19 protein-coding genes and 1 tRNA gene are annotated in these 24,938 nt (G+C 44.4%); 10 read left to right on the plus strand and 10 right to left on the minus strand.

The window, feature by feature from the left end; all coding sequences use genetic code 11:
- Nucleotides 1–60: 60 nt before the first annotated feature.
- A tRNA-Pro gene (locus U5K72_15080) sits at nucleotides 61–134 on the minus strand.
- 440 nt (nucleotides 135–574) lie between these two features.
- Here U5K72_15080 and U5K72_15085 point away from each other — a divergent pair.
- The gene (locus U5K72_15085) at nucleotides 575–1,063 is read left to right on the plus strand and encodes a YajQ family cyclic di-GMP-binding protein (GenBank protein ID MDZ7720137.1); all 489 of its coding nucleotides are present in this window, start codon (nucleotides 575–577) and stop codon (nucleotides 1,061–1,063) included.
- Between the two features lie 164 nt (nucleotides 1,064–1,227).
- On the opposite strand, the gene U5K72_15090 is transcribed toward U5K72_15085, so the two are convergent.
- The 6 genes from U5K72_15090 to U5K72_15115 form a co-directional block, all read right to left on the minus strand.
- Nucleotides 1,228–1,773, minus strand: coding sequence for a tetratricopeptide repeat protein (locus U5K72_15090; GenBank protein ID MDZ7720138.1), 546 nt, complete (start codon nucleotides 1,771–1,773; stop codon nucleotides 1,228–1,230).
- Between the two features lie 220 nt (nucleotides 1,774–1,993).
- Nucleotides 1,994–2,641 (minus strand): deoxynucleoside kinase, encoded by a 648-nt coding sequence (locus tag U5K72_15095; protein ID MDZ7720139.1) that lies wholly within the window; start codon nucleotides 2,639–2,641, stop codon nucleotides 1,994–1,996.
- Nucleotides 2,642–2,683: 42 nt separating this feature from the next.
- A complete protein-coding gene (gene folK / locus U5K72_15100) occupies nucleotides 2,684–3,172 on the minus strand; it encodes a 2-amino-4-hydroxy-6-hydroxymethyldihydropteridine diphosphokinase (GenBank protein ID MDZ7720140.1) in 489 nt (162 codons plus the stop codon).
- Nucleotides 3,160–3,519 (minus strand): dihydroneopterin aldolase, encoded by a 360-nt coding sequence (gene folB, locus U5K72_15105; GenBank protein MDZ7720141.1) that lies wholly within the window; start codon nucleotides 3,517–3,519, stop codon nucleotides 3,160–3,162. The genes folK and folB overlap by 13 nt, the downstream gene beginning before the upstream one ends.
- A gap of 289 nt (nucleotides 3,520–3,808) precedes the next feature.
- Complete coding sequence (locus U5K72_15110) at nucleotides 3,809–4,660, minus strand: DUF1080 domain-containing protein (protein ID MDZ7720142.1); 852 nt, start codon at nucleotides 4,658–4,660, stop codon at nucleotides 3,809–3,811.
- A gap of 89 nt (nucleotides 4,661–4,749) precedes the next feature.
- Entirely contained in the window at nucleotides 4,750–5,760 is a 1,011-nt protein-coding gene (locus U5K72_15115; GenBank protein ID MDZ7720143.1) for a hypothetical protein, read from the minus strand.
- A 274-nt stretch (nucleotides 5,761–6,034) separates the two neighbouring features.
- Between U5K72_15115 and U5K72_15120 the strand changes: the two genes are divergently transcribed.
- From U5K72_15120 to U5K72_15135, 4 genes are read left to right on the plus strand one after another with little or no spacing between them, the layout of a single operon-like run.
- Nucleotides 6,035–6,784 (plus strand): Spy/CpxP family protein refolding chaperone, encoded by a 750-nt coding sequence (locus U5K72_15120; GenBank protein MDZ7720144.1) that lies wholly within the window; start codon nucleotides 6,035–6,037, stop codon nucleotides 6,782–6,784.
- A gap of 55 nt (nucleotides 6,785–6,839) precedes the next feature.
- Nucleotides 6,840–7,355 carry an RNA polymerase sigma factor gene (locus tag U5K72_15125; GenBank protein ID MDZ7720145.1) on the plus strand — a complete coding sequence of 172 codons (516 nt, stop codon included), beginning with the start codon at nucleotides 6,840–6,842 and terminating at the stop codon, nucleotides 7,353–7,355.
- The gene (locus U5K72_15130) at nucleotides 7,352–7,804 is read left to right on the plus strand and encodes a hypothetical protein (protein MDZ7720146.1); all 453 of its coding nucleotides are present in this window, start codon (nucleotides 7,352–7,354) and stop codon (nucleotides 7,802–7,804) included. Before U5K72_15125 ends, U5K72_15130 begins: the two co-directional genes overlap by 4 nt.
- A gap of 11 nt (nucleotides 7,805–7,815) precedes the next feature.
- Entirely contained in the window at nucleotides 7,816–8,268 is a 453-nt protein-coding gene (locus U5K72_15135) for a hypothetical protein (protein ID MDZ7720147.1), read from the plus strand.
- Between the two features lie 52 nt (nucleotides 8,269–8,320).
- On the opposite strand, the gene U5K72_15140 is transcribed toward U5K72_15135, so the two are convergent.
- The gene (locus U5K72_15140) at nucleotides 8,321–8,695 is read right to left on the minus strand and encodes a response regulator (GenBank protein MDZ7720148.1); all 375 of its coding nucleotides are present in this window, start codon (nucleotides 8,693–8,695) and stop codon (nucleotides 8,321–8,323) included.
- A gap of 311 nt (nucleotides 8,696–9,006) precedes the next feature.
- Between U5K72_15140 and U5K72_15145 the strand changes: the two genes are divergently transcribed.
- Nucleotides 9,007–9,573, plus strand: a complete 567-nt coding sequence (locus tag U5K72_15145; protein MDZ7720149.1) for an ECF-type sigma factor — start codon at nucleotides 9,007–9,009, stop codon at nucleotides 9,571–9,573.
- 15 nt (nucleotides 9,574–9,588) lie between these two features.
- Nucleotides 9,589–12,153 (plus strand): tetratricopeptide repeat protein, encoded by a 2,565-nt coding sequence (locus U5K72_15150; protein ID MDZ7720150.1) that lies wholly within the window; start codon nucleotides 9,589–9,591, stop codon nucleotides 12,151–12,153.
- 543 nt (nucleotides 12,154–12,696) lie between these two features.
- Here U5K72_15150 and U5K72_15155 read toward each other — a convergent pair.
- Nucleotides 12,697–13,662, minus strand: coding sequence for a DUF5050 domain-containing protein (locus U5K72_15155; protein ID MDZ7720151.1), 966 nt, complete (start codon nucleotides 13,660–13,662; stop codon nucleotides 12,697–12,699).
- A gap of 18 nt (nucleotides 13,663–13,680) precedes the next feature.
- The gene (locus U5K72_15160; GenBank protein MDZ7720152.1) at nucleotides 13,681–15,390 is read right to left on the minus strand and encodes a DUF5050 domain-containing protein; all 1,710 of its coding nucleotides are present in this window, start codon (nucleotides 15,388–15,390) and stop codon (nucleotides 13,681–13,683) included.
- Nucleotides 15,391–15,578: 188 nt separating this feature from the next.
- Here U5K72_15160 and U5K72_15165 point away from each other — a divergent pair, with 188 nt between their 5' ends.
- The 3 genes from U5K72_15165 to U5K72_15175 all read left to right on the plus strand — a co-directional run bounded on the left by U5K72_15165 (nucleotide 15,579) and on the right by U5K72_15175 (nucleotide 24,929).
- Nucleotides 15,579–15,758: a hypothetical protein gene (locus tag U5K72_15165; protein ID MDZ7720153.1), complete on the plus strand. Its 180-nt coding sequence runs from the start codon at nucleotides 15,579–15,581 to the stop codon at nucleotides 15,756–15,758.
- A 443-nt stretch (nucleotides 15,759–16,201) separates the two neighbouring features.
- A complete protein-coding gene (locus U5K72_15170; GenBank protein ID MDZ7720154.1) occupies nucleotides 16,202–19,387 on the plus strand; it encodes a hypothetical protein in 3,186 nt (1,061 codons plus the stop codon).
- Nucleotides 19,326–24,929: a hypothetical protein gene (locus U5K72_15175; GenBank protein MDZ7720155.1), complete on the plus strand. Its 5,604-nt coding sequence runs from the start codon at nucleotides 19,326–19,328 to the stop codon at nucleotides 24,927–24,929. Before U5K72_15170 ends, U5K72_15175 begins: the two co-directional genes overlap by 62 nt.
- Nucleotides 24,930–24,938: the final 9 nt, after the last annotated feature.

Below are 24,938 nucleotides of genomic sequence, written 5' to 3' on the forward strand. Positions count from 1 at the left end.
TGACTCTCGATAGACAGAATAAAAAAGGGACACCTGTTTTAAGTGTCCCTTTTATGTTTGTCGGGACGACAGGATTTGAACCTGCGACCCCTCGACCCCCAGCCGAGTGCTCTACCGGACTGAGCCACGTCCCGATCAAAAAAATAATTAAGTGTCAATACATCAAAATGATTACTCATCGGGATTTGAACCTTGCGATCCTCCCGACAAGCCTGTCGGGATGCTCTACCGGACTGAGCCACGTCCCGAATCAGACTTCTAAGATACGGATCATCTTTGATAAAACTCAATCCCTGTTTGAGCAGTGCTATTAGGATGTTCTTCATTCATCTGTTGATTTAGGTTATAACTTAGCAATGGTTTTGGTAAATTCTTGCTCTATTAGTTTAGAAGAACCAAAGCAATATTAAATACGCCCGGTTTTGCAAAAAAATTGAACCTAAGACTTTAAATCCGTGATTGCAGTAGAATAACAACCGCCGTTGCCTGGAATGATTATTTTATTTAAGCTCTTCTTCTTTTCTAATCAAATTACCCTCGAAAAAATTTAAATCCTCGACTAAACCCGAAAAAAATGCCTTCATTCGATATTGTAAATGAAATCAACGCGCAGGAAGTTGATAATGCGGTAAATAATACGCTGAAAGAAGTATCAAATCGATACGATTTTAGGGGACTTCACACCGAAGTGGAGTTTGTAAAAAAAGAGAATCGGATTGATATAGTAACGGCTGAAAGCATGAAGCTGAAAGCCGTAAAAGATATGCTCATCAAACACTTTATTAAACGCGGACTCGAACCCAAAGTTCTTGAGTATGGTTCCGAGGAAGGTACAAGCCAGGGTCATGTGAAAGTGAGTGCGTCTATCAAAGAGGGGATCGACCGTGAGACGGCCAAGAAAATTGTCAAAGAGATTAAAAACCTGAAATTAAAAGTACAGCCTGCCATTCAGGATAACCAGGTTCGCGTATCCGGCAAAAAGATCGATGATCTGCAGGAAGTGATTCAGCACCTCAAGAGAAAAGATTTTGGTATACCTCTCCAGTTCGTGAATATGAAGTGAAGCAGGATTCAAGTTTCAGGATGCAAGGTGCAGGGAAAAAATCCCTCCTTGAGGAAGGTGGCTGAAATTTTCGTTTTTGAAAATTCAGGCGGGAGGTGTAACATAATATGGCTTTGAACACCCCTCCCCCGAAGTGTCGGGGAACTCCCCTCAAGGGGAGAAATTTACTCTTCTTCCAGCAGTTCCTTCACGTAGGCGTTCTCAGGATCCATCTTGAGGGCTTGCTCGTAATAAGTTTTGGCCTTTTGATCGTGACCGCCTTTTTTCATCAGGTCGCCCATCAGGATCCAGTTTTCAACATCCTGCGGTTCGCTTCGAATTCGGTCTAACAGGTAGGTAATCGCCTCTTGTCCTTTACCGCTCATTAGTTTATAGAGAACCAGATTTCGATGTGCCGAGGGGAGATCATCAAGCGAAATAGCTTGATCAAAATCTTCCCTGGCTTTTTCAAGTTCATCTGTGTTCAGATAAGCGTAACCCCGAAGGTTGTAAAGCCGGCCGGAATCACTCTCCAGCTCAATGGCCTCATTAAGAGATTTAATACTTTGCTCCCACTGGTTAAGCTTTTGCATCACTTCGCCCTCCAGTGTAAATCCTTCGGGTGCTTCAGGTTTCATTTTCTGAAGCCGCCGTGCAATATCCAGACTTTTATCGAGGTCTTTCTCATGAAGGAGTTCATATCCTTCTTTGTGTTTCTCTTCAAAACTCATGAATTATCTTCTTTTTTAACGTTTTCCGTTATGTCTTCAAATTCCGCGTCTTCAATATCTTCTAATCTCTGATTTCGGGAATTCGATCTATTTTGATTATTAGGTTGATTAGTAAAATCGCCAAATCGAAATTTTATGGATGATCGCTTCCTGTGTTTAGGGCCGCGGATCAGCCGGATTACGATATAAATAAATAACAGTATGAATAACCAGCGTATCATTATGAATCGGGAATAATCTGTATGTGAGTGTTGTTTCGTATCGGTTGTTCAAATATCTGTTCTTCTAAATATGCAAGATGATCGGGATTGTGCAGAAAATCGACGTTTGTGTTGTTGATAATAATCAACGGTGATTTTTCATAGTGATAAAAGAACTGATTATAGGCATCGCTCAACTCTTGCAGATAATCGGGTGTAATATGTTTTTCGTAATCCCTTCCGCGATTTTCAATGTTTTTCAACAATCGATCTACCGAACTTTGAAGATAAATAACAAGATCGGGCTTTGCAGATATTCCGGTCATAATCCCGTAAATATTATCATACAAGGCCAGCTCATCTTCATCAAGGTTCAGTCTTGCAAAGATACGGTCTTTTTCGAAGATATAATCAGATATTACAAACTCGTCAAACAGCTCTTTATTGGTCATTTTTTGTTGCTGTTTAAACCGGCTTGCTAAAAACGCAAGCTGTGTCTGAAAAGCATAACGTTTTCGATCCTCATAAAATTTGGGCAGAAACGGATTTTCCTCAAACTTCTCCAAAACAAGCCGTGCATTATTTCTCTCAGAAAGAAGCTGTGCGAGAGTTGTTTTGCCGGCACCGATTACCCCTTCAATGGCAATAAAATCAAACTGGTTTGGCATATTCCCTATATTGTTTGTTATTCCGTTTGCAGCCTCTGTGATTTACCAATCAAAATCTGTTTTTTGAAGATCCATCTCAGGTGCATTTTTTACGAGTTCCCCGATAGACTGATGCTCTACCGGCTCCCGCCAATCACTGTCAATCTCTTGCAGGGGCAGAAGAACAAAAAGCCGATTTTTAAATTCGGGATGCGGAATAATAAGGTCTTCCTTCTGAATCACCAAGTCGCCAAAGGTAATCAAATCCAGGTCTATGACGCGCGGTCCCCATCGAACGGGATTTTTTTCGCGACCGCACAACTGTTCAAAACTTTTCACCCTTTTCAACAAAACCTTTGGTTCCAGAGTGGTGAAAATTTTCGCTGCAGAGTTTAAAAATGTGTACTTCGCCCCGCCAATTGGTTCAGACTCCCAAATGGAAGATTTAATAATGTCATCCTCCGAAAGTGATTCCAGGAACTCCCCCGCTTTTTGAATATACGAGAGCCGGTGGCCCATATTACTTCCAACCGCAATAATTACCGGTTCCATGTCATCATAATTTCAGCATATTCGACAGGTACACCGATGGGGGGATTTAGTTTGCGGAGGGAGACAACCAGTTCTTTTGTGACGGGAGATCGTTCAAATATTTCATTTCCAATACGGCTGCACAGGGTTTCGATCAATTTTTCTGATGATCCGTTAAACACCCGCTGAGCGACCTCTTTTACAATCTCATAATTGAATGTTTGATCCAGGTCATTTCCATTAATGGAGTTTTTAAAATTGCCTTTAGCAATCACATCCAGTTCAAAGTGATTTCCCTCCTGGCGTTCTTCGTCGTAATAACCGTGCTTTCCGGTAAATTCCAGGGATTTTAGAGTAATTGTATCCAAATGCAGATGGTTTATTGCGTTCTGGATCAAAGATAAGAAGATACGTTTTCAGAATCGAATATTGAGTGAAATCACAAATTCCAAGCACCAATTTTCAAACAGTTTATAGCGCAAGCGTCTCGGTTGTGCTTTTATAAGGGGGCACAAGTGAGACACTTGCGCCATCTGGGTCCCGTAAAATCGAAATGCCCAAAATAGTTAAAGATTAGAGCACGAGCGAGTCTACTACGCCAAAGGCTTCGTTGACCATGGACGCTCGCGCTATCTCAAAGGTTTGATATTTGGTCATTTATTCATAGACGCAATCACTTGGCTTCGATTTCACATAGTACGATTTGTAGTTCGAAGCAGCCTCATCCATACACCCTTCCAGGTTAAGTACCCGAATAGATCTGAACTCTGTAGGATGACTTTCGGATTGTACGGCAATGTAGCCACCGGTCAGTGGAGTACCGTCATCCAGTTGTGGATTTGTGTATTCTAAAACCAGTTCTCCGTTAATTTTATGTTGAATGAGAGAATCGCCATAAGCAATTAACTCGGCCGTTACCCATTCGTTTCCCAGGTTTGTAGGTCCGTTTGAGGAGATGCAGTGATCCGTAATGAGTTCTCCATCCACAACAACATGAGTTCCCGGAGTGCAGACGTTTCCGTTGATTCGTTGCGTAGAGTCATCCTCAACACCAAGCAGTTGAAATTCAATGGAGTTCGGAAATTCCTGGTCTAATGTAACGCTGTCCGGCGGCTGAGAGTGAAACATAATTCCGTTATTCATAAATGCCCAGCCGGGTCCGCCCTCAACCTGTTCCCCGGGAAACCGATATTCGGCAATTAAACGATAGGTTGAAAAGGGTTCTTCGTAATAGATGTGACCAAATTGACCGCCGAATTCCTCGTAGCCATCATACCGGTTGATCAAATTCCCATTTTCAACACGAAATGTATTAGCATAATTTTCACCGAGTTCGTGATGGGTTATTTTAACTGTCCAGTTGTCGAGATTTTCTCCGTTAAACAGTTCAATCCAATTCTCATGGCTCGCTTCTTCGGCAGTTTGACTTTGCTTATTGCAGGAAACAAATTGAAAAATTAAAAAAGACAGGAGTAGATATGGCAGAAATTTTTTATCTGGTGTATGCATGATTTTATCACATTTTAGATTGAGTCGGCTATGAATAAGGTAGCCGACCCAATATAAATAACCAAGAGGATCAATATATTAATGAATTATCAAGCAGACTCCGAGTCCTGTTGATCCAGGTTTTGTACCTCCTCAACGTGATCCAATTTCAGGTAATCGGTCAGATCTTCCTGCAGATCTTCGGCAATAGATTCGGGATAGGTAATTTTAGTATAGAAAACGGTAAAGTAGATCACTTTTACAGATGTAACCATCCGTTCGAAAAAAGAGCTGAAGAGTTTACCAATATAAATAGCACCTACAAGGGGGATCCAGGAAAATACGATCCCATTTAATGGAAAATCGGGATTGTTGAAGTTAAACTCTTGCGAAGGCATTGCATTTCCAAACAAGATACCGGCGCCAAGTGATAACAGAATGAGGATAAAGTAAACAGGACCTACAACTCTGCCTACTATTTTACCCAGGAAGTCGATACCAAATACACCCACAAGTGTTTCTGGTACCTGGTCTTTTAATTTTTTCATCTTTTCCACGGCTGGTTTTATATCGAGCTTATCGATTGCAACTGAAGGGAGCAGGTAGTGATTGACCAAATCCCAAACCTCTCCAAGTCCGGAGATGATAAGATTAATGATGCCACTTAGTAATCCCTGCTTGCCGGATGATTTTGACTTACTGGCAATAGCCATCCCGATATCAATCCAGGCCATTTTTCTAACTTGCGACTTGAGTTCTTTTGAGATCGCTACGCTTTGTTTATAAGACGGATCGTGTCCGGTAATTGCTTTGTAAACAATCCAGCTCATCCGTATTTCCTGTTTGTTGAAGTAGAAATACTTATAGAGAAACAGCAAAAAAGCGAAAAAGAAAAGAAGCCCTGCAAAGGGAAGATCATACCAAAAACTAAAAACGAAATAGAAAAAGAATGAGACCATCAGAAAGGTATAAATCATCATTCTGTAGAATGGTTTAAGGATATCATCATCCCTGCCGATGACCACAAACGTGTTTTTAAACAGATGGAAAACGGAGGTCATCCGCTTCTTGAAGGATAGTTTATCAAAGGATTGGGCTGCTTTTTGGAAATCGAAACTCATAAAGAATGTTATGGTTAGTTTGTATTTGTTGGTTAAGAAAAAGAGTATAAGGTATTTTAAAGGGGGCGTAAAATTATGTAAACATGTACATGATTATAGGTTTGTAGATTATAAAAATTGGGGCCTCTGAGTTGCCTGTTATATTATGCGAATGATTTGTGAGAATTAGCCCGAATTTGTGGAAAGTTTTTCAATTTTATTTCAAACGGATGAGAGATTTATGCGTCTAATAAACAAGAGAAACAAGAAAAACCCAAAAATAGAGGTGAGAATTATGAAAGCGATAAAAAAAGCAATTTTGTTAACTGTATGTTTAATGATGGGAGCTCTTTCACAAGTGCTTGCACAACCAATGAACCGGGCTGGATTGAACGCACCCGGAATTCAGTATATAATAACCCAACATGGTGATGATCTGCAATTATCTGATGATCAAAAAAATGAGCTGATTGCTCTGCAAATTGAGCATAGAAATGAATTCAGATCACAAAATCGGCCAATGATGCAAAACCGAAAGAGTGATTTTCGAAGAGGACGAAATAACGGCCGGCGAGGTCCCGGAGATCGGGGTTTCAGTAATGCCAATCCACAGTTTATGCAAGCCCGCTTTGATGCGAGAATGCAGATGAGGCAAGACGTTTTAGATATTTTGTCAGATGAACAAGTTGAACAGCTTACAACTATAATGACGGAACAAGCTGAAAGAGCGCATGAATTTCGTACATTTCGGCATGAGTATATTATAGAGGAAGCCGGTATAGAGGGCGAAAAAGCCGACCAGGTGCTGAGCTTGTTGAATGCCCAAAGTGCCGGCAGATTGGATATGGCTAAACAAAGAATTCAGAATCCAACAGAAGTAAATCAGGATTTATGGAGTAGCCATTTTGAAAGAATGAGAGAAACCAATGATCAACTTCAAAATATATTGACGGTTAATGAATATCAGGAATTGCGTCAAAATATGGGATTTGGTAAACGTGGTGATGGAAATGGTAACCGTGCATCCCGAAGATGGAACCGGTAATTCAGAGCTGAGTTGTCCGTGTGGTACGGATTGGAAACCGTGGAGGCGTTAAGGGATGGGCAGAGATGATTGGTTTGAAAAACAGATCGATGAGCTTTACCCTCGCCTCCATAGGTCTATGAAAGCGTATCTTGCGGGGTCGGAAGTTGAAGCGGAGGATATTTTGCAGGAAACATTTTTGAAAGCATACAAAAATCTCGACCAGTTTGAAGGGAACTCGAACATGTACACCTGGCTCTATTCAATTGCAAGGAATAAGTGTATAGATGAGTTTCGAAAGCGAAAACATGAATCAAAAAGAAGTTCTGTTCCTGTTGAAGAATATGAAATTGAGTCCGATGAGTTTAAAACAAAAGATCAGCATGAGGATGTGGAACTGCTTAAAAAAGCAATTTCGGAATTACCGGAGTTGCTGCGAAGCATTGTTATAATGAAATCGATTGACGGACTTACATATCCGGAAATTTCAAAGGTGACAGGAGTTAACGAACAAACATTAAAAAACAGAATGTTCAGGGCACGAAAACAGTTAGCTAAAACTCTAAAACAGACAGGGATTGATCAATCATGAAAAAAGAAGAAATTGAGCGGTTAATCGTAGATGCCTCCGATGGTTTATTGAGTACAGGGCAGATGCAAGAGCTGGAAGATGAACTTCGAAATCATCCTGAACTCCTTGAAGATTACCGCACCATTATGAATCTGCCGGATTTAACTGAGTTGTATCAAACGGATTCAGAACCCAGCAGGCACAGATCATCTATCCAATCAATTAAACAGAGAATTCGGGAGATCTCCAGTGATGGAGAATCTTTTGAGATGATTACACTGGAATGGTTTCGCCGATACGCACTGGCTGCATCTATAGCCATTTTTGCAATCACGTCTGTGTTTTCTCTGATTCAATCGCAGGAGGCAGAAACCGATTCTGAAATGGTTGCAGCTGAATATTTTTACCCTGCAGATGAAAGTATAACTGACAGTTATGTTCTCTACCTGGAGGAAATGAATGAACAATAAATACCAACATTATGAATATTAAGAGTAAAGCACTGTTAGCCTATGTGGTAATTTTCCTTGTTGGAGGTGCATCAGGCTATTTATTAAATGAGGCAGTGAGCCCGGAACTTCCTACAGATAGATTTGAAAGAGGACGCGGAATGAGTAATGATTTTTCTGATTTCGGTGAGGGGGATGTTCCTCAAAGAATAAAAAACTTTATGATTGACCGTTTAGATCTCCGGGATGAGCAGGTAGATCCGTTTTTTGAAATCCAGTCGGAGCATATGAAAGAAGTTTTTAGTGTGATAGGTGAGCACAGAAGTAGTGAAATGGATACTCTCCGCCAGATGTATGCCGGCTTTATTGATGATGTTGATGAGGTTCTGACGGCTGAGCAGATAAAAAAATTAAACAGTTTTGCTCACCCGGATTCAGTTCGAAAATGGCGGATGCAACACCGCAGACAAGGAAGGCGGTGGTAGTAAATTACCCCGAATTTATTCAGACAAATATGGCGAAATCGCCGCAGATATTTTAAGCTTCAACAACATCGTTCAAAAGCTGCTCGATAGTACTCAGCAATTCAGCTTTTGAAATCGGCTTTGTAAGCAGATCTGAAGGACTCATTGACAGTGCCTCGTCGTGAAGTTCAGATTTTGTTAAAGCCGTAATGAAAATGACCGGCATTGAATGGCTTTTTCTCACAATTTTCATTGTTTCAATGCCATTCATATCCCCATTTATAAAAATATCCATCAGAATGATGTCTGGTACATCAATTTTTAACTGTTCGAGAACTTCCTCACCGGATCGGCATACGGCAGTAACTGTAAATGCTTCACTTTCCAGCATCTTTTTTACAACCGTAGACTGAATGTGACAATCCTCAACGATTAGTACACGTTTCATAGATTATTTAATTAATCTGAAAATAGATTATTCCTGATGCTTGCTAAACCAACGTCTATTTTATTTTAATGTAATAAAAGCGAATAAATTTTCACAGAAAAGTAAGCATTCATTTAACGAATTATTAGAAAAGAATTAAAAATTTGTTAAGCTGTCTTAACGAAAGGCATCAGAATCAGTTTGCTGTGGAGGAGAGTACGATGGTGAAAGTAATTCGGGTAAAGACAACTGTTGAATCTTACAAATCTGAACCTTGTTTACACATATTAGTGGCAGGATTCATAAGATTGCACATATAATTCGGGTTATATATGAGGGATAAATCAAAAATTACCAGGCTTTTGATCGATCTTCGGCAGTCGGAGCAAACATCTGATGAAGAGTTTTTCCCGGTTGTATATGATGAGCTGAAAAATCTTGCCTATTCCAAACTCCAAAATGAATATGACAACATCACACTGACGGAAACCGGGTTGGTGCATGAGGTGTACCTGAAGATGATTGATCAAACCATGATTGAAGCTAAAGATAAAAGCCATTTTTTAGCAATTGCCGCCCGGTGTATGCGCCAGATTTTAGTAGATCATGCAAGAAAAAGAAAAGCAGAAAAGCGGGGTGGCGATCAACAGGATGTGACCTATATCGACAGATTATTGAGGGTGTATGAAGAATCCGGAGAAGTTATTGACCTGGATGAAAAACTGAACGAACTGGCGCAGTTAAATAAGAGAATGGCGGATGTTGTAACGCTTCGGTTTTTTGGGCAAATGAGTGTCCATGATACAGCCCAGGCATTAGGTATTTCGGACCGGACGGTTAAACGTGATTGGACAAAAGCAAGAGGCTGGCTGTACAAAGAGCTGAAAGACAAATTTTGAGATATCTCAGGAGATATGAAGAAAAAACGCTGGGACACCATTAATGAGATTGTTGACAGGGCGATGGACCTGGAGATGGAAGATCGTGAGGAATATATCTCAAACAGATGCGGGGAGAATGAGAAACTAAAAAATCAGGTTCTTGAACTCCTTCAGTCCATGCAAGAATCTGAAACTGAACGTTTCCTGGAGAGTCCAGCGGATATGCTTGGAAACCTGGCTGAAGATATTTCAAAAGAAAAAGAGGAGCCGGCTGACTCAGCTTTGATTGGTGAGACGGTGGAGAATTATAGAATTACAGAGCTGATTGAACACGGCGGTATGGGCTCTGTTTATAAAGCCAAACGAACCGATGGAGCTTATGAAAAGGAAGTTGCTTTTAAGTTGTTGCGCAGAGGCATGGATACGCCCGCAAATATCGCACGCTTTAAGCGAGAAAGAAATATTCTTGCCAACCTCGATCACCCCAATATTCCTCGTTTGTTGGATGGAGGAGTAACGAGAGAAGGACTCCCATTTTTGGTGATGGATTATGTAGATGGGACTCCGCTATTTGAATACTGCGATCAGCAGAATCTTTCGGTCGAATCCCGGCTTGAGATCTTTAAATTGGTTTGCAGAACCGTTCATTACGCTCATAAAAACGCTGTGATCCACCGCGATCTGAAACCCTCTAACATTCTTATTACAGAACAGGGAAAAGTAAAAGTTCTGGATTTTGGCATTGCTAAATTACTCGAAAGCGGGGACCGCGAATGGCGGAACCATAAAACCATTGAGAGCGCCAGAATCCTTACTCTTCGATATGCAGCCCCGGAAATGATTGAGAATGAACCGATCACTACTGCCACAGATACCTATGCGCTGGGAATTTTACTGTTTGAACTTCTGGCAGGCGTTCATCCATTCGATTTTGAAGACAAAAAAATCAGGGAAATTGAACAAACCATTCTCGAGGCTTATCCCGAAAAACCCTCAACCCGATTCAAGAACCTGTCCGAAAATCAGAAGAAAGAGATTGCCGGGAATCGGAGTACTTCTCCCCGGGAACTGTATAAAATTCTGACGGGAGAGTTAGGTGCTATTGCCATGAAGGCCATCCGAAAAGAACCGGAGAAGAGATACAGCACCATCCAGATGTTGCTTGATGATGTAGAACGGAGAGAGAAGAATCAACCTATATCTGCAAAAGATAATACCGTTTGGTACAGAACCACGATCTTTTTCAGGCGGAGGAAAAAGGAGATCAGTGTGGCTGCTGTTTTTATTATTGTAATTGCCGGGTTTATCCTGTTTTACACCGACCAGATTACTGATGAGCGAAATATTGCACGGCAGGAGGCACGGCGGGCGGATGACGTTTCATCGTTTTTGTTGGAATTGTTTGATACAGGATCGGCCGGAGATACATTGAGTGCCGCGGGATTATTGCAGCAGGGTTTGGATCACCTGGAAGATCTTGAAAATCAACCGGCGTATGTGGATATGCTTTCCGTGATGGGGGAAGCGTATTTGAATTTCGGGGATTACGAGAAAGCTGAAGAGCTGCTTCGGAAAGCTGTAGAGGAAACTGAACGCGAGCATGGTAGCGAGAGCCTGGAGCTTGCAAACGCTCTTTTTTCGATGGGAAAATTGCACGAAGAGCAGCGGGAATGGGTGCGGGCAGAAGAATATTTTCGAAAGGCCTACGAACTACAAGTACAACTACTGGGAGAAGATAACCCCCAAACAGCTCAAACTCTTTCACATTTTGGAACGGCGTTACGCAACCTTGGAAAACTTGAACAGGCTGAAGAACATACTCGAAGAGCTGTTCAAATTTACAACCAGGTGTATGAATCGACCGACGCAGAAATGTTAAATGTAAAAGTAAATCTTGCCTATGTACTGAGGGAACGCGGAAAGTTTGAAGAGGCGGAAGCTATATATAGTCAGGTGATTGAAAATGCTAATCAAAACCCGGCAGTTGATTTGGCGTCATTAGCCAACTATTACAACAATTTGGGCTATTTATACCGAGTACAGGAAGAATACGGGAATGCAGTTCGAAATTATAGAAAGAGCCTTGAACTCCAGAATGAAAGTTATGTAGAGGGCCATCCCGAAATAATAAATACGCGGAGAAACCTGGCTTCAAGTTTATACTTTCAAGGCAGTTTAGATCAGGCTGTATCTTACCTTAAAAAGAATGCATCTGACATTCGAAATAAATATTCAACCAATCACTGGCGTACGGCTTCTGCATTAGATGCAGTTGGATTGTTTTACCTGAGAAACAAACAGTTGGCCGAAGCAGAACCGTATTTGCGAGAAAGTGTTCAGATCTATCGCAATGTACTTGGAAACGATCACCTTTGGACCGCCTACTCGGAGGGACTCCTGGCTGCTTGTTTAAAATTTCAGGATAAAAATGTGAATGAGGCTGATTCTCTTTACGACCATCATTTCCAGCTTTTTGAGCAAAACATGTCTGAATTTGATGCTGACAACCGATACCAGCTAAAGCATTTGATTGAGGTGTACTCCATCAATAGTGAAAATGAACAGATTGTTGCCGATTACCAGGAATTATTGGATTGATGTGAGGCACGTTGTGCGGATAAATCACAGGCTTGTGAATGATAAAAGGCACGATATTTAGATTTGTCAGGTTACAACACAGTTTCATCCCCCTGCTCACGGAAAAGCACCGTGAGCTTCCCCCTTCGAAGGGCAATGTCGCTAACTTTAAATTTTTATATCAATAAAAAATGTTAGAAAATTTACTATTAAATGGTGGCGTGTTGGTGGTCCAAATCGGTCCGGCCTTTGATTGCTGAAGGCGGTGGTTGATTTGCGGGGAGCGCATGCGATGGTTGTAAAAACATACCGGATCAATCGTTGATTACGGTGACAAAGCGATATGGACCATTGTTTTTACATCGCAAAACGGACCGCAAATCCCGACTGAAGGAATCACCAGCCCGGCGGGTTTTGGATACTTTTGACCGTTCAAAAGTATCGGGGAAAAACTCTGATAATAACCAATGTTAGTGACATTACTTCGAAGGGGGATTCAGAGGGGGATGATGCCATTTATACATTCTATTTCCAACCGCACAACCCGTTGCTCTTAGATAAGTTTTAATCAACCGGGCTGCTGAAAGGAAATGATTCCCTTGCGTTATTAGATGACAGGTTTGTTGGTGTACCGCTGCCGTCAGCATCTGTTTTGTATACTTCCCGCTGGCCGTCGCGCTCGGAAGAAAAAATGAGCTCGCTGCCATCAGGTGACCACGTGGGGTAGATATCGCGTTCTGCACTGTCTGTGATTTGAGTAACATTGCTGCCGTTAGCATCCATGGTATAAATTTCGGAATTACCGCTGCGTTCGGAGGAGAATGCAATTGTACTGCCATCGGGTGACCATGCACCGGGCGAGGCAAAATCTTCATCACTGTTATCGGTGAGCTTCTGTTGATTGGATCCGTCGGAATCCATCATGAAAATTTCAAAGTCTCCATCGCGGCTGCTTGCAAAAACGATCTGTGTTCCATCGGGTGACCAAGATGCAGCTCCATCTTCTCCATCGCTGCTTGTTAACTGCTGCAGGTTGGTGCCGTCGGCATTGATGGTAAAAATGTTTCGCGCCCCGTCCCGCAAATCATCAAATACAATTTGAGAATCATCGGGCGACCATCCGGAATAGACCACATTTGCAACGGCGGTGGTAAGACGGGTTACGTTGGAGCCGTCTGCGTCCATCACATACAGATCGGTAAATTGCCCCGCGCGACTGCTGACAAAAGATATTTTTGTACCGTCGTTCGAGATAGCCGGGGCAGAATCTGCATACTCGTTGTCTGTTAATTTCTGCTGGTTTGATCCGTCAGCATTCATGATGAATATCTCATCATCCCCGTCGCGGTCGCTGGCAAAGGCGATTTTGTTTGAGAGGACGGTTTGATCCTGATCATCGTCAGAATCATCCGTTTCATCAGACGCTGAATTTGAATCCAGCAGATCGCAGGAAATTAATCCGAAAAACAGAAGTATTAAAACAATGTTGATCCAATATGTTTTTTCGATATACAACTCGTTGTTTTTCATAGCTTAAACCTATCTTCTTTATTCTACAGGACTCCAATGCGGGAACTCATCAAACGCGCCGCTTTCAGTCAGCCGGCTGGGAGATGACCCGTCGCTGCCGATGATATGAATGTTAGCACCGCCCGCCCGATTACTTTGAAATCCTATAAAATCACCATTGGGCGACCAGGTGGGCAGAATATCCTGGCTGTCGTTGTTTGTGATTTGGGTGTGATTTGTCCCGTCGCTGTCCATCACAAAGATCTCTTCACCGTTATCGGTATTACGGGAATAGGCTATTTGTGAACCATCCGGTGAATATTCAGGGTCGCGGTCACTCTGGGCATCGCTTTCTGTCAATAGCGTTGCATCCGAACCATCCGTACTGATGCTGTAGATCGTCCAGTCGCCGTCCCTCAATGTCTGAAATGCAAGGGTATTCCCGTCGGGCGACCACGTGGGATGGGTATCCACTTCTGGATCGGTGGTCACTTTTGTGACATTTGAGCCGTCGCTGTCCATGATAAAGATATCATCCACACCATCTCGCTGACTGCTGAAAGCCAGTTGATTACCGTCGGGCGACCAAGCGGGGAGTTCATCACGGACGGAATTGTTGGTAAGTCGCGTGAGACCGGAGCCGTCACTGTTCATCAGATAAATTTCACGGTTCCCATCACGTTCGCTGGTGAATGCGATTTTGGTTCCGCCGGGTGAGATGGCTGCCTGTCCGTCCAACTCACCGTGATCTGTAAGCTGTCTGATATTCGTGCCGTCATCCGAAATGGTATAGATATTCGCATTGCCATCGCGGAAACTGGTAAAGGTAAGCGCACCGCTTAACGCTTCGGCACAGTTCACTTCAAAGGTGGTAGAAGTTGTTTGATCGGCGGTGATGGTTACGGTTCTTGGATTCTCACCGTTTACAACCTCGCAGTTATCGGCAATGCCGGTCAATTCAACTGAGTAATCAGCTCCTTCGAGATCAGAAATGGTTATGGTTTCATTGGCTCCGATCGTTTCTGTCTGATCATTTACCAACACTTCATAACTGTCATCCGGGTTTGTGCCTCCGGTTTCGGTTGTAATTTCAAGAGAGCCCGTAGCTGCTTCTTCTGTAAAGATGATTCCGTAGGGTTGGGTTATAACCTCAAAGTCATCTGAATTCTCTGCCAAATGAGGATAAACAACCACCATGGTTTGATTTTCGGACAGATCAACTTCATTTCGAGCAATCTGTTCGATTTCTGAAGGGGTCCACATAGAACCTGGAACCCACTGATCTGACGGAGTCCAGTGTTCAGTTTTCACCCATTTTGACGCCTGAGGCCATGTTTCAGTGTTTTGCCATTGTTTGCTTGTTACCCATTCCTGTCCCGGAATATATACCAGCCCCGGAAACATCTCTTCCGTAGTTAGGCCGTCAGCAAGTTCATCGGCACTGGTTTCGACAGGTGGAGTGGTAGACCGGTTTACAACCTCTCCATTTTCAACCTGGAAGGAAGAGAGTACGATTTCGCCGCTCCACATTGGGCCTGGTACCAGTGTTACGATTAAATTGTTGCTGAAAAAGTCCCACGTGAAATCGCTGGGAGTTACTTCCACCATTTGAGTTAAGTCCTCAGAGGGTTCGGTTGCAAAATCAAGCGTTTCTGGTTCGGGGTCGGCATCCTGGGAGGTTTCATCGCAGGAGAAAAAGAGTACTGTGAATATCATTAGCAAAAATGCAGTTAGTTTGTAACGCTTCATAATCTCAAGATTACGGTCTGTTTGAATGTTTTATTTCTGTTGATATTTCTATTTGTACCATGCGTAAACTGAGGCGGAAAAAGGACAAATCAATCAGTAAAACTTCCATTTGGCACTTTTTCGGGTTGATCTACGCAAATACTTAATAGAAAGCACTCAAACTATTCGCCAATCTGAATTCATAAAGCATGAAGAAAAAAAGGTGGAAAAAAATTGAACCGATTGTTGACCAGGCGTTATCTATCGAGCGTCCGCAAAAAAGGAAAGATTTCATTAAACAGTGTTGCGACAATGATAAGCTTTATCAACAGGTGACCGAATTGATCGAATCGATTGAAGAAGCCGAAGAGGAGGGGTTTTTAGAGTAGTTTAGCATATAGATCCGCGAAGTTTTTGAAAACTGTACATGTTTAGCGGTTTGAGTCAAACAACCTGACAGAGCACTGTGCTTTTCGGTTCCTGTCAGTTGTGGGATAAGGCATTCCCCTCGAAAACCGATCCACGCGACTCTGGCAGGAGCTATCGCACTCTGCCAGGACGCTAAACAGATACTGAAAACTTCGCGGATCTGATCTAACGCGTTATCAAAAATTGACTGCGGAAAGAATAATCTTGCTCTAACTCAAAATTTATAGAAAAAAATGGCCTCTTTCCGATCAGCCGATACGCATGTATAACTGAACGGCATCATAAATTGCAATTTTTAACTGAAAGAGCAGGTTGTTGAGAATTCAATTAAGAATGAAGTCAGCAATCAGAAATTGTAGGCTGTAACCATAGCTGAAAAGATCTCTTGAATCGAAATTATTTTATGATTCAAAAAAGATCATTTCAACAGATTTTAAAGAGCCAGTTCTATACCTGTCTGCTATGGCTCGTAGTTTTTGCGGGGCTCCTTATTCCGGGCGAACTCCTTAGCCAGGGAATGACCCGTGTTAACATCGTTGGCGTGCCGTCTGTACTCTCCTCTCCCTATGCCGATCAACTGGAAGCAGATTTTCGCAACGGCAAATACCAGGTGGTTTTTAATTATACCAACGCTGCTCAGGAGGAGACCGATTTCGTTTTCGATTTTGAAGTTTTCAAAGAGGAACAACGACTGCTCAATATCACATCCGATCCGGTACCCTTCCGGCCGGGAACCCATACGTTTACTGCTTTTTTTGAGGAGATCCCGTTTGAAACCAGCCCCGATGAGGTCGTCAGCACGCTCACCAATCGACTGAAGCAGCAGATTGTAATGGCTGGTACGCTTCCCGAAGGCCAATACCAGGTTCGCATTCAGGCCCGGCCTGCAGATGGAAACGTGGGGATGACCAATCAGCAGGGAGTGGCAAATTTTTCCGTTCGGTATCCGCAACCTCCTACTCTTGTTACACCGCCGGATGGCGCAAATGTGATGCAGCAATTTCCCACCTTTTCGTGGACCCAGGTGCGCGCCACAGACGTAACCACGTTTAAATATGAGTTGCTGGTGGTGGAAGTCCTGGAAGGTCAAAATCCATCGGAGGCAATTCTGAGTAACAGAGCCCATCATCAAACCTCACTCACGGGTCAAACAACCATCCCTTATCAGCCGGAGTTTCAGTCGCTGGAAGAGGGAGTTACCTATGCCTGGCAGATTCGGGCTGCGGATGTTGACGAAAGATTGCCCGTGAGAAACGAAGGAAGGAGTGAAGTATTTACCTTTACCTATGGAGAAGAGGCGGAGGATGAGGATCAACCGGTTACGGAGATCAACGAGCTTGAAATAATTCCCCTGATTCCCGAATTCGCAAGCCTTGTAAATCTTGTTGATTTAGAGATCGATGAAACGTCCGATGCATACCGACTTCAGGGAAATGCAACCCTGAGACTTCAATTTGATGGTCAGGATGCTCTCGAGACATCGGTCAACGTGCAAAATCTCCGGCTTCAAAAAGAATCGTTAGATAATCCGGTCATACTGGATGGATCTTTGACTGGCAATGCACCGGATCTTGCAGAAATTTTTGGCCAGACAGCCGGGTTTGTGCGTGCTGATGAGATTAACTGGAGTTTGGAGGAAGGAGTGACGACAACCGCAGAATTTGAAATTCCGGATGGGGAGAATTTATCTGCCACCGGGGAACTTACTCTTCAGCGATTGGGACCGGTCGGTTCGATACAGGCAGAATCAGAGGATGTTTTAAAACGCCTTGGAGCTGCACCTTTCCAGGTGTCGGTTACATCGATGAGTGCCAATTATCCTGAAGGAATTGTTACGGCGGGCGGATTTGCAGAAACGTTTGGAAATGTGCGATGTGATCTTCCCTCTATCCCAATCGGGAGAAGAAGTTTTACGGCGCGGGTCGATTGCGAGGTTAATGAAACGTTTTCTCTGCTTGAAGGCTCGGACAAAATTCGAATTTCAATCGGGGATATCACCGGGCAATTTGGCGCTTCATGGTTTGAACCAGTACCACTCAGCTATAACCTGGGCATGGGCAGCAGTGTTGAGTTGAAACTCGATCAGCCCCAGGAGTCCGTACGTTATTGTGGTGCGAAAGGAAGATTGAATCTCTCTGCTGAAGACGGACTGCAAGCCGGTAATTTTCGGTCCGATTGTCCCTTTCCCGAACCGACACTCAATCTTGGAATCCTGAAGCTGAGTTTTCAAAACCCGGACCTGGCTTTTCTTGATTATTCTTACGAACTGGGATGGAATTTTGAATTTCAGTTTGATGCGAATCTCTTCCTCCCCTCCGTACCCGAGGCAGAAATGCCGGTTGTTGAAGATGTAACGATCACCCCCGAAGGCATTCAATTTCCCGATTTTACTTTTAACGAAGAAGATCTGCAGCCGAACAATACTTTTGAACTGGATTCATTTCAATTTAGCCTGAACCGGTTTACGCTTGAGGAATCCCTCTTTCCCTGGTTTGAGTGGGATGAAACCGGGGTTGGCCCCTGGGAGTTTTCGCTGGATGCCGGAGTTCAGTTTCCGGATTCAAACGAATATCCCGATTGTCTCAGGAATTCAGAATTGAACCTGAACGATGCCGGTGTGAGTGGGCAATCCATCGAAGGGGATCTGCAAACAGTGGGAATGGAAGACTGCCGGTGGGAGTTTGGCGCGGGCTATGCACTGCAAATCAATCAGGCCGGGGGCGAACTGCAGCTTCAGTATGAACAGGAAGAACTCCACCCACAAGCGGACCTGGATATAGATGGAGTTGTTGAACTGGGAGAACCGTTTACTTGCGATAATGCACCCGGAGAGCAATCGGTTGATCAATTGGAATTCCTGGCTACAAGCAGCGGATTTGATCTGCAAGCAGATGATTTTGTACCGGAGTGTCCAGTTCAGATCGGGCCTTATAAGGGACAAATTACATCCTCAGAACTGCAAATTTCACAGGGCGTTCCGGGAGATTTAACGGCCGAAATATCAGGGAGTGCAACTCTCAATCTTGGTGAAGATCAATCTGCATCGGGTACATTTACGTTGAACCCTGTGACCGGTGAATTTTCCGAACTGGATTTCAATCTTCAGGGACCGTTTGAATGGGGTATTCCAAAACAGAATTCGGTACTGGTTTTCCGGGTGGATGAAGCCACACTTGATGAAAACGGTATCTCCATCGATGGCCGTCAGTCTCTGCTTTTTGAAGATGAAACCATGGGCGTAACCTTTGATGAGCTGCTGGTGGACTGGCAAACATTTGAAGTTCAAAGCGGACGAATCATCCTGGATGAACAGTTCAGTCTGGAAGCAGGTATCGATCCGGACACGCATCAACTCGATTTTTCAGCAACACTGCGGGATAGTTCTCTCACCTATTCACCGGGCGTTTTGATGACACTGGCCGGTACAATTATTATTGATTCAGACGGGGTGAACGCATCGGGTGCATCAACGGCCGAATTGAATTTTAAGGATCTGTCGCTGGATGATCTCGAGATCATCTATTCCAATGATTTTGCCATGCGGCTCGATCCGTTTGGAGTTCAGAAAAGGACAGGCAGAGATTTTTAAAGATGATCAGCGCATCGCCGTGATCGATGCTTCAGGTTTTACGCCCAATATGGGTTTCTTTACCGAGCAGTTTTTACCGGAACGAATACCGCTGCCAACCGAAGAGATCGCGTATCTGAAAGTGAAAGATGACGGGGATCTCCTGGTTCAAACCACGCGGCAAAGCAGCGGGAATTTCAAAGTGGAAACACTGCAAGGCCAGCCGCTGCAACTGTTTGTACCGGCGCTTCAGGGCAATCAACCCGATGTTCCCAACGTAGATGTAACTCTTACCGATCTAATTGTGGATCCCTCCACCGGGAACTATATCTCAGGCTCGGTGCAAGCAACCGTCCCCGATCAAAACTCCACGTTCGATCTTGAATCCCACGGAATTCCAATCTCGCTGAATGAAATTATTTATACGACTCAAACAATCGACGGGAATCCCTTTGATGCCCTCTTTTTGAATGGAGATCTGACGCTGTTGGATCATCAATTTCAAAATGGCGGAGATGCAACTGTCTTTATCAAAAGTAACGGGCGGGCAGAAGGAACGGTAAACATGCCCGACCTGGATGCACAAGTTCCTCTCGAGCCCAACAGCAACAGAGTTGTGCTTCGGGTTGATTCACTCGGGGGAAATATTGATGTGCCGCTAACAAGTGGCGGACAGCCGAATTTCCAGTTCGATCTGACCGGCGGATTTCAGGTCAACGATTTATCAGGAGATCCACTTGCCGATGTCGGTGTTGATGTGCTATTCAGTGATCAGGGTTTTTCTGTTACTGATTTTGATGCCTCTGCACTGACAGATGATGCAACGATCAACCTGAGTCATTTTAGTTTTACGATCGATCAGATCTCATCGCTGAGCATGAACTACTCGGATGCATCCGGCTTCAGTTATTTTGCCGATCTTGATTTTACACTTGGTGTTCAGCTTGCCAGCGGGGAATCGATCGAGGTGCCGCTCAAAAATGTAGATCTCCGCGATGGAGATGGAATTGTAATTCCTGCCCAGCAAATTAACGGCGGTTCAACACCAGCCCTGAATGCGCCTGAGTTTGATCTGGGCATCTTCCGCTTGCAGCCTCTCGCTTTCCGCATGGATAAGAATACGATTGACGTGCACAACCTTTCGGCGAGTGATGTGCTTGACCTGCTTCCGGAAATGGATCTCGAACTCACCTTCCCATCATTCAGCGGCTCTGCACCGGAAATGACCCAGCAATCCCTCACGTTGAGCAACATCGGTTTCGACAACGGAATTTTAAGCGGTTCGATGGAACCTTACACCGTACCCAACGATCCGATTCACATTCCAATCGGCCCGGCCGGATTGTATATCGATCAGTTTAGCGGCGGCTTATTTGAAACCGATGATAATCAACAGGGGGTGAATGTAGAGGTCTCGGGATATTTCGGAATGCCGGATATGTTTGCCGGGAGCGGCGAGTATTGCGAAGATACGAGGGTAGATCTGAATCTCAATTCGGAGGGTGGTTTTGAGGGAACTGTGCAGGATTTCCTCCCTTGTGGAGAAATTGAGCGAGGACCACTGACGATGTGGTTTGGCTCATCTGAACTGGATCTTTCATTCTCAAATGACGAACAGAACGCCACCATTGACGGCACCGGGAATGCGGAGATTGAACGGGAAAATCAAAACCCGATCTCGGCAAGTGGCTCGCTGATGTTTGATCTGATGGAGGGAGAAATCTTGAGTGGAAGCCTCTCGCTGAACGGTCCGTTTTCGTGGAATTTGCCTGCAGATGATCCGCTGTTTGTGCTGACGGTTCAATCGGCCCTGCTGAACTCTTCGGGACTTGTTTTCACCGGCAGTGGTGACCTTGAAGTGGGAGATGGATCTGTGACGACCACATTCAACGATTTTGCGCTCAGTCTCCAGGATGGATCGATTGTAGGCGGTAGCCTTGAGATATTAAGTCAGTTTGCAATTGATGTTTCTTTCAACCCTACAGACTGGCAAATTGCCGATCCTGATGATGACGTCAATTTTTTGGCCGGCGCACGTTTTGTGATGCCTCCGAACCTGGTGATTGATCAAAATGGATTAACAGCGGATGGGGAAAGCAGTGCATCGCTCATTTATGGGGAAGAATCATACGTGGGCCTCAATCTCGACTTTCTTAATATGACCCTTGGCGTGCAGCCTGTGGGCGTTACCTCAGGTCGGGCTGACCTGATTCTCGAGGAGGATGGAAGCAGCACACTCCTTGGGTATTACGATTCAAGTGGATTTAATCCGGAAAATCTTGCAGGAGCGGTACCCATGCCAGATACTCTCGGATTGCCCACCCAAGATGTCGCCTATATCGTATTGAAAAATGATGAGGGCCAAAACCTGGTGCAGTCGCAGAGTGTGAGTAACGGACTTGAACTTTATACGGCGGAGAATGAATCGGTACCACTGGTGTTGGCGGGAATTGAAGATTCACAAGGAAAATCACCGCAGGTGGATATTAGCTTCAGTAATGTGGTGATCGACAATTCATATAAAGTGATTAGTGGGAGCATCACAGCGGATGTAAGTCAGACACCGCTAAATCTTTCGGATTACGGGAATTACCCGCTTGGGTTGACAGCGCTTCGCTACCAGAAATTGCAGAATCAACCTCATAAACTCTACGCCGATGCAAAACTTTCCCTGCCTGAATCGATACAGGATCTGGAAGTTATTGTAGAAGATATAATTCTTGGACCCGGCGGGTTTACAGAAGCGAGCTTTTCTGCCGGAACCTATACCACGGCTCACACCGAAGGAGATGCAGAAGTTGTAGCCAGACACGAATTTTCAGACGGGGCTTTTTCCTTAGCTGTCCGCGGGGTAAACCTGAATTTTGGCGACTCCCCTTCCTATCAGTTTTCGGGAGATATGAGGAGTGGATTTCTTACAGATGCCGACGGGGATACCTCCAACGTGCACTTCGCCGCCGATTTTACAAACGGAAGCTGGGGTTTTGCGTTGGATACAAATCACCTGACGCCTCATGAACTGCCCATTGGCCAGGCAAAACTGATTCTGGATTCCATAGGAACCGAATTCTCACAAAGTGATTTTAACCTCGTTCTGGACGGTCGATTTGCCATGAATGAACTGGCGGGTGAGGATCTGGAAATTGCAATAGAGGGATTACGCGTAGGTACGAGCGGGGTTTCTGTTGATGAGGTTGATACAGGCCAAAATCACAGCCTGAGTATGTTTGGCCAGACAGATAACTTTATGATTAATGATCTCGGGCTGGATATTACCTCCGAAAATCATTTACTGTTGACGATGGGCGGGTCACTCAGTTTTGCAGAACGTTCATTTGATTTCAGTGATTTCAGAATTGGAACGGACGGAACGTTTGAACTCGGCGGCGGGAATGCGAACCTGATCGATCCCTCCAACCCGGTTCAACTGATGCAGGAGTACCTGGTGTTGAATTCGCTTCAAATTGGAATTCAAAACAACAATGCAACACTTACAGCCTCGGGTGAGGCTACACTGCCAGACCCGATTGGAAGTTCATCCAATATTGATATTTCGGTTGATCAGGACGGCAACGCATCCATCAACGGGCCTGATTTTGTATTGCAAAACGCAACTGCCGATCTCGGCGATTTTGCAACGTTCGATTTGAAAGGAGCCGGATTGCAGATCACAGATATCCATCAGGGGCAGATGACTCTGTATGCTTCCGCGGACCTGGATATTGACGGAGATGTGATTGAATTCGGTCAGCCCGGGAGTCCGCAAACGTATGGAATCCGGTATCGGATGGCTCAACAAAAACTGGAGTGGAATATTACGAACAGCCCCAGCTTTACATTTGATGCCGGGGTTTTTGGAATGACTATTAGCAACGCTTCCCTGATCGATCCATCTGCAGACACGTTAGGTGTGTCGATTGACGCCAATGCAAATTTTCAGCTTGAGGGAATCGGCGGCGCGGGGCTTGATCTGAAGGATTTCCAAATTTCGAAGGAAGGCATCGCCTCGATGGGGCAGGTTGATGGAGGTAGTTTTTCAATAGCCAATACAGTTTCGATAGAGGTGGGCAGCTTCGAGTGGGGACGGGATGAAGAGATTACGATAATGGAACAAGCCGGTTCAAAAGAGAATCCGGATAGTACAAAAACTAATATACAGGTAGATGAATATTTACGATTTGGAGACGATGGCAATGATGCTGTAAATATTACAATACCGGGTGGATTCGAAGGCGGAATCGAAGAAATATTCTACTATCGGAATTCCAATTCTCTCTACCTGAATATTGAAGGGGTAAATATTGAACTTGGTAGTACAGCTCGCCTTTTTGCAAGTCTCGAGTATGAAAAACAGTCGGATGGATTTCTTCTTCGTGTTGCCGGAGGAGGTGAAATTGAGTCGCCATCCGGACAAAGCTATGGCTTAGCGGCACTGGGAGAAATGTCTACCTTAAATAACGAATTCAGTTTTGGGATTTTTGTAGCTGTACAGGCCGAAATACCTCTCTTTCCGGGGGTTGTAAATATTACTGAAGTCGGAGGTGGATTCTTTTACAATGCCGAAAACGAAGATTTTGAAGATGTACTTGCGTTGACAGATTACGAGCTGTACAGCGACCAGCCACCCTGGGAAGATAAATCCGGCGGTTATGACTTTGCGATAGCCCTCAATGCGGGAGCAAGCCTGATCGGCCAGGGAGGTATGTATGCCATCCAGGGACGTACACTCATGCTCATCACTGACAAGTGGATTATGATGGACGTACAGGGTGAACTGTTGAACCAGGGAGACAGGTTGGAGGCAGGGGTATACCTGCAGGTTGAGTGGGATCCAAGATTCAAGATCGGTGCCGGAATAGGTGTGACTGTAGATTATGTAGGCGTGCTGACCGGCGAAATGAACATCGATTTTATTGCCGTAGAAGACACACAAAACAGTTCGGATGATCAGCTGAAAATTATATGGGCCATCAACGGAGATGGCAGCCTGGATATCGTCGGTGGTATTGCCGAGGCGGATGCCAGCTTCATGATCAACCAGGATGGGTTTTATGTTGAAATCATGGTTTCACAGGGTTTCGATATTGGAATCATTTCTTCCAAGAGTACCTGGGAAGGGGCGTTTTGGTGGTTGACTCAGGATGAACAGATTGGCGCCTATGTTGAAATTGGATTTAACGCCACGCTGTTCAAAGTAGCCAGTGTTGGAGGAACGCTGAAAGGTGCCCTGCTGATAGATAACGGATACCTGGTTTATGCATCGGCAAGTGCGTATGTAAACGTAGCCTTGGTGTTTAACGGCAGGGTAGGAGTCTGGCTTGCCTTGCAAGATGGAAAAATCGACGGCGGAACGGGTTCGAATAGTGAGTACGAGTCGCGCGTAGCAGATGCGAGAGAGCAGGCCCAAAATATGGGAGAGCAGATGAAAGAGGCGATGGATGCTGCTGAAGAGATGCAAAGCACACCCGAGGTGTTGAAAATTAGTGAGGAAACGCTGGCAGCGGCCGGACAGAACTTACTGAGTTCAAGTCATCTTACCCGATCAACACTGTTAATATTGTGACGGTGCTGG

Source organism: Balneolaceae bacterium, assembly GCA_034521495.1.
Classification (GTDB): Bacteria; Bacteroidota; Rhodothermia; order Balneolales; family Balneolaceae; genus Rhodohalobacter.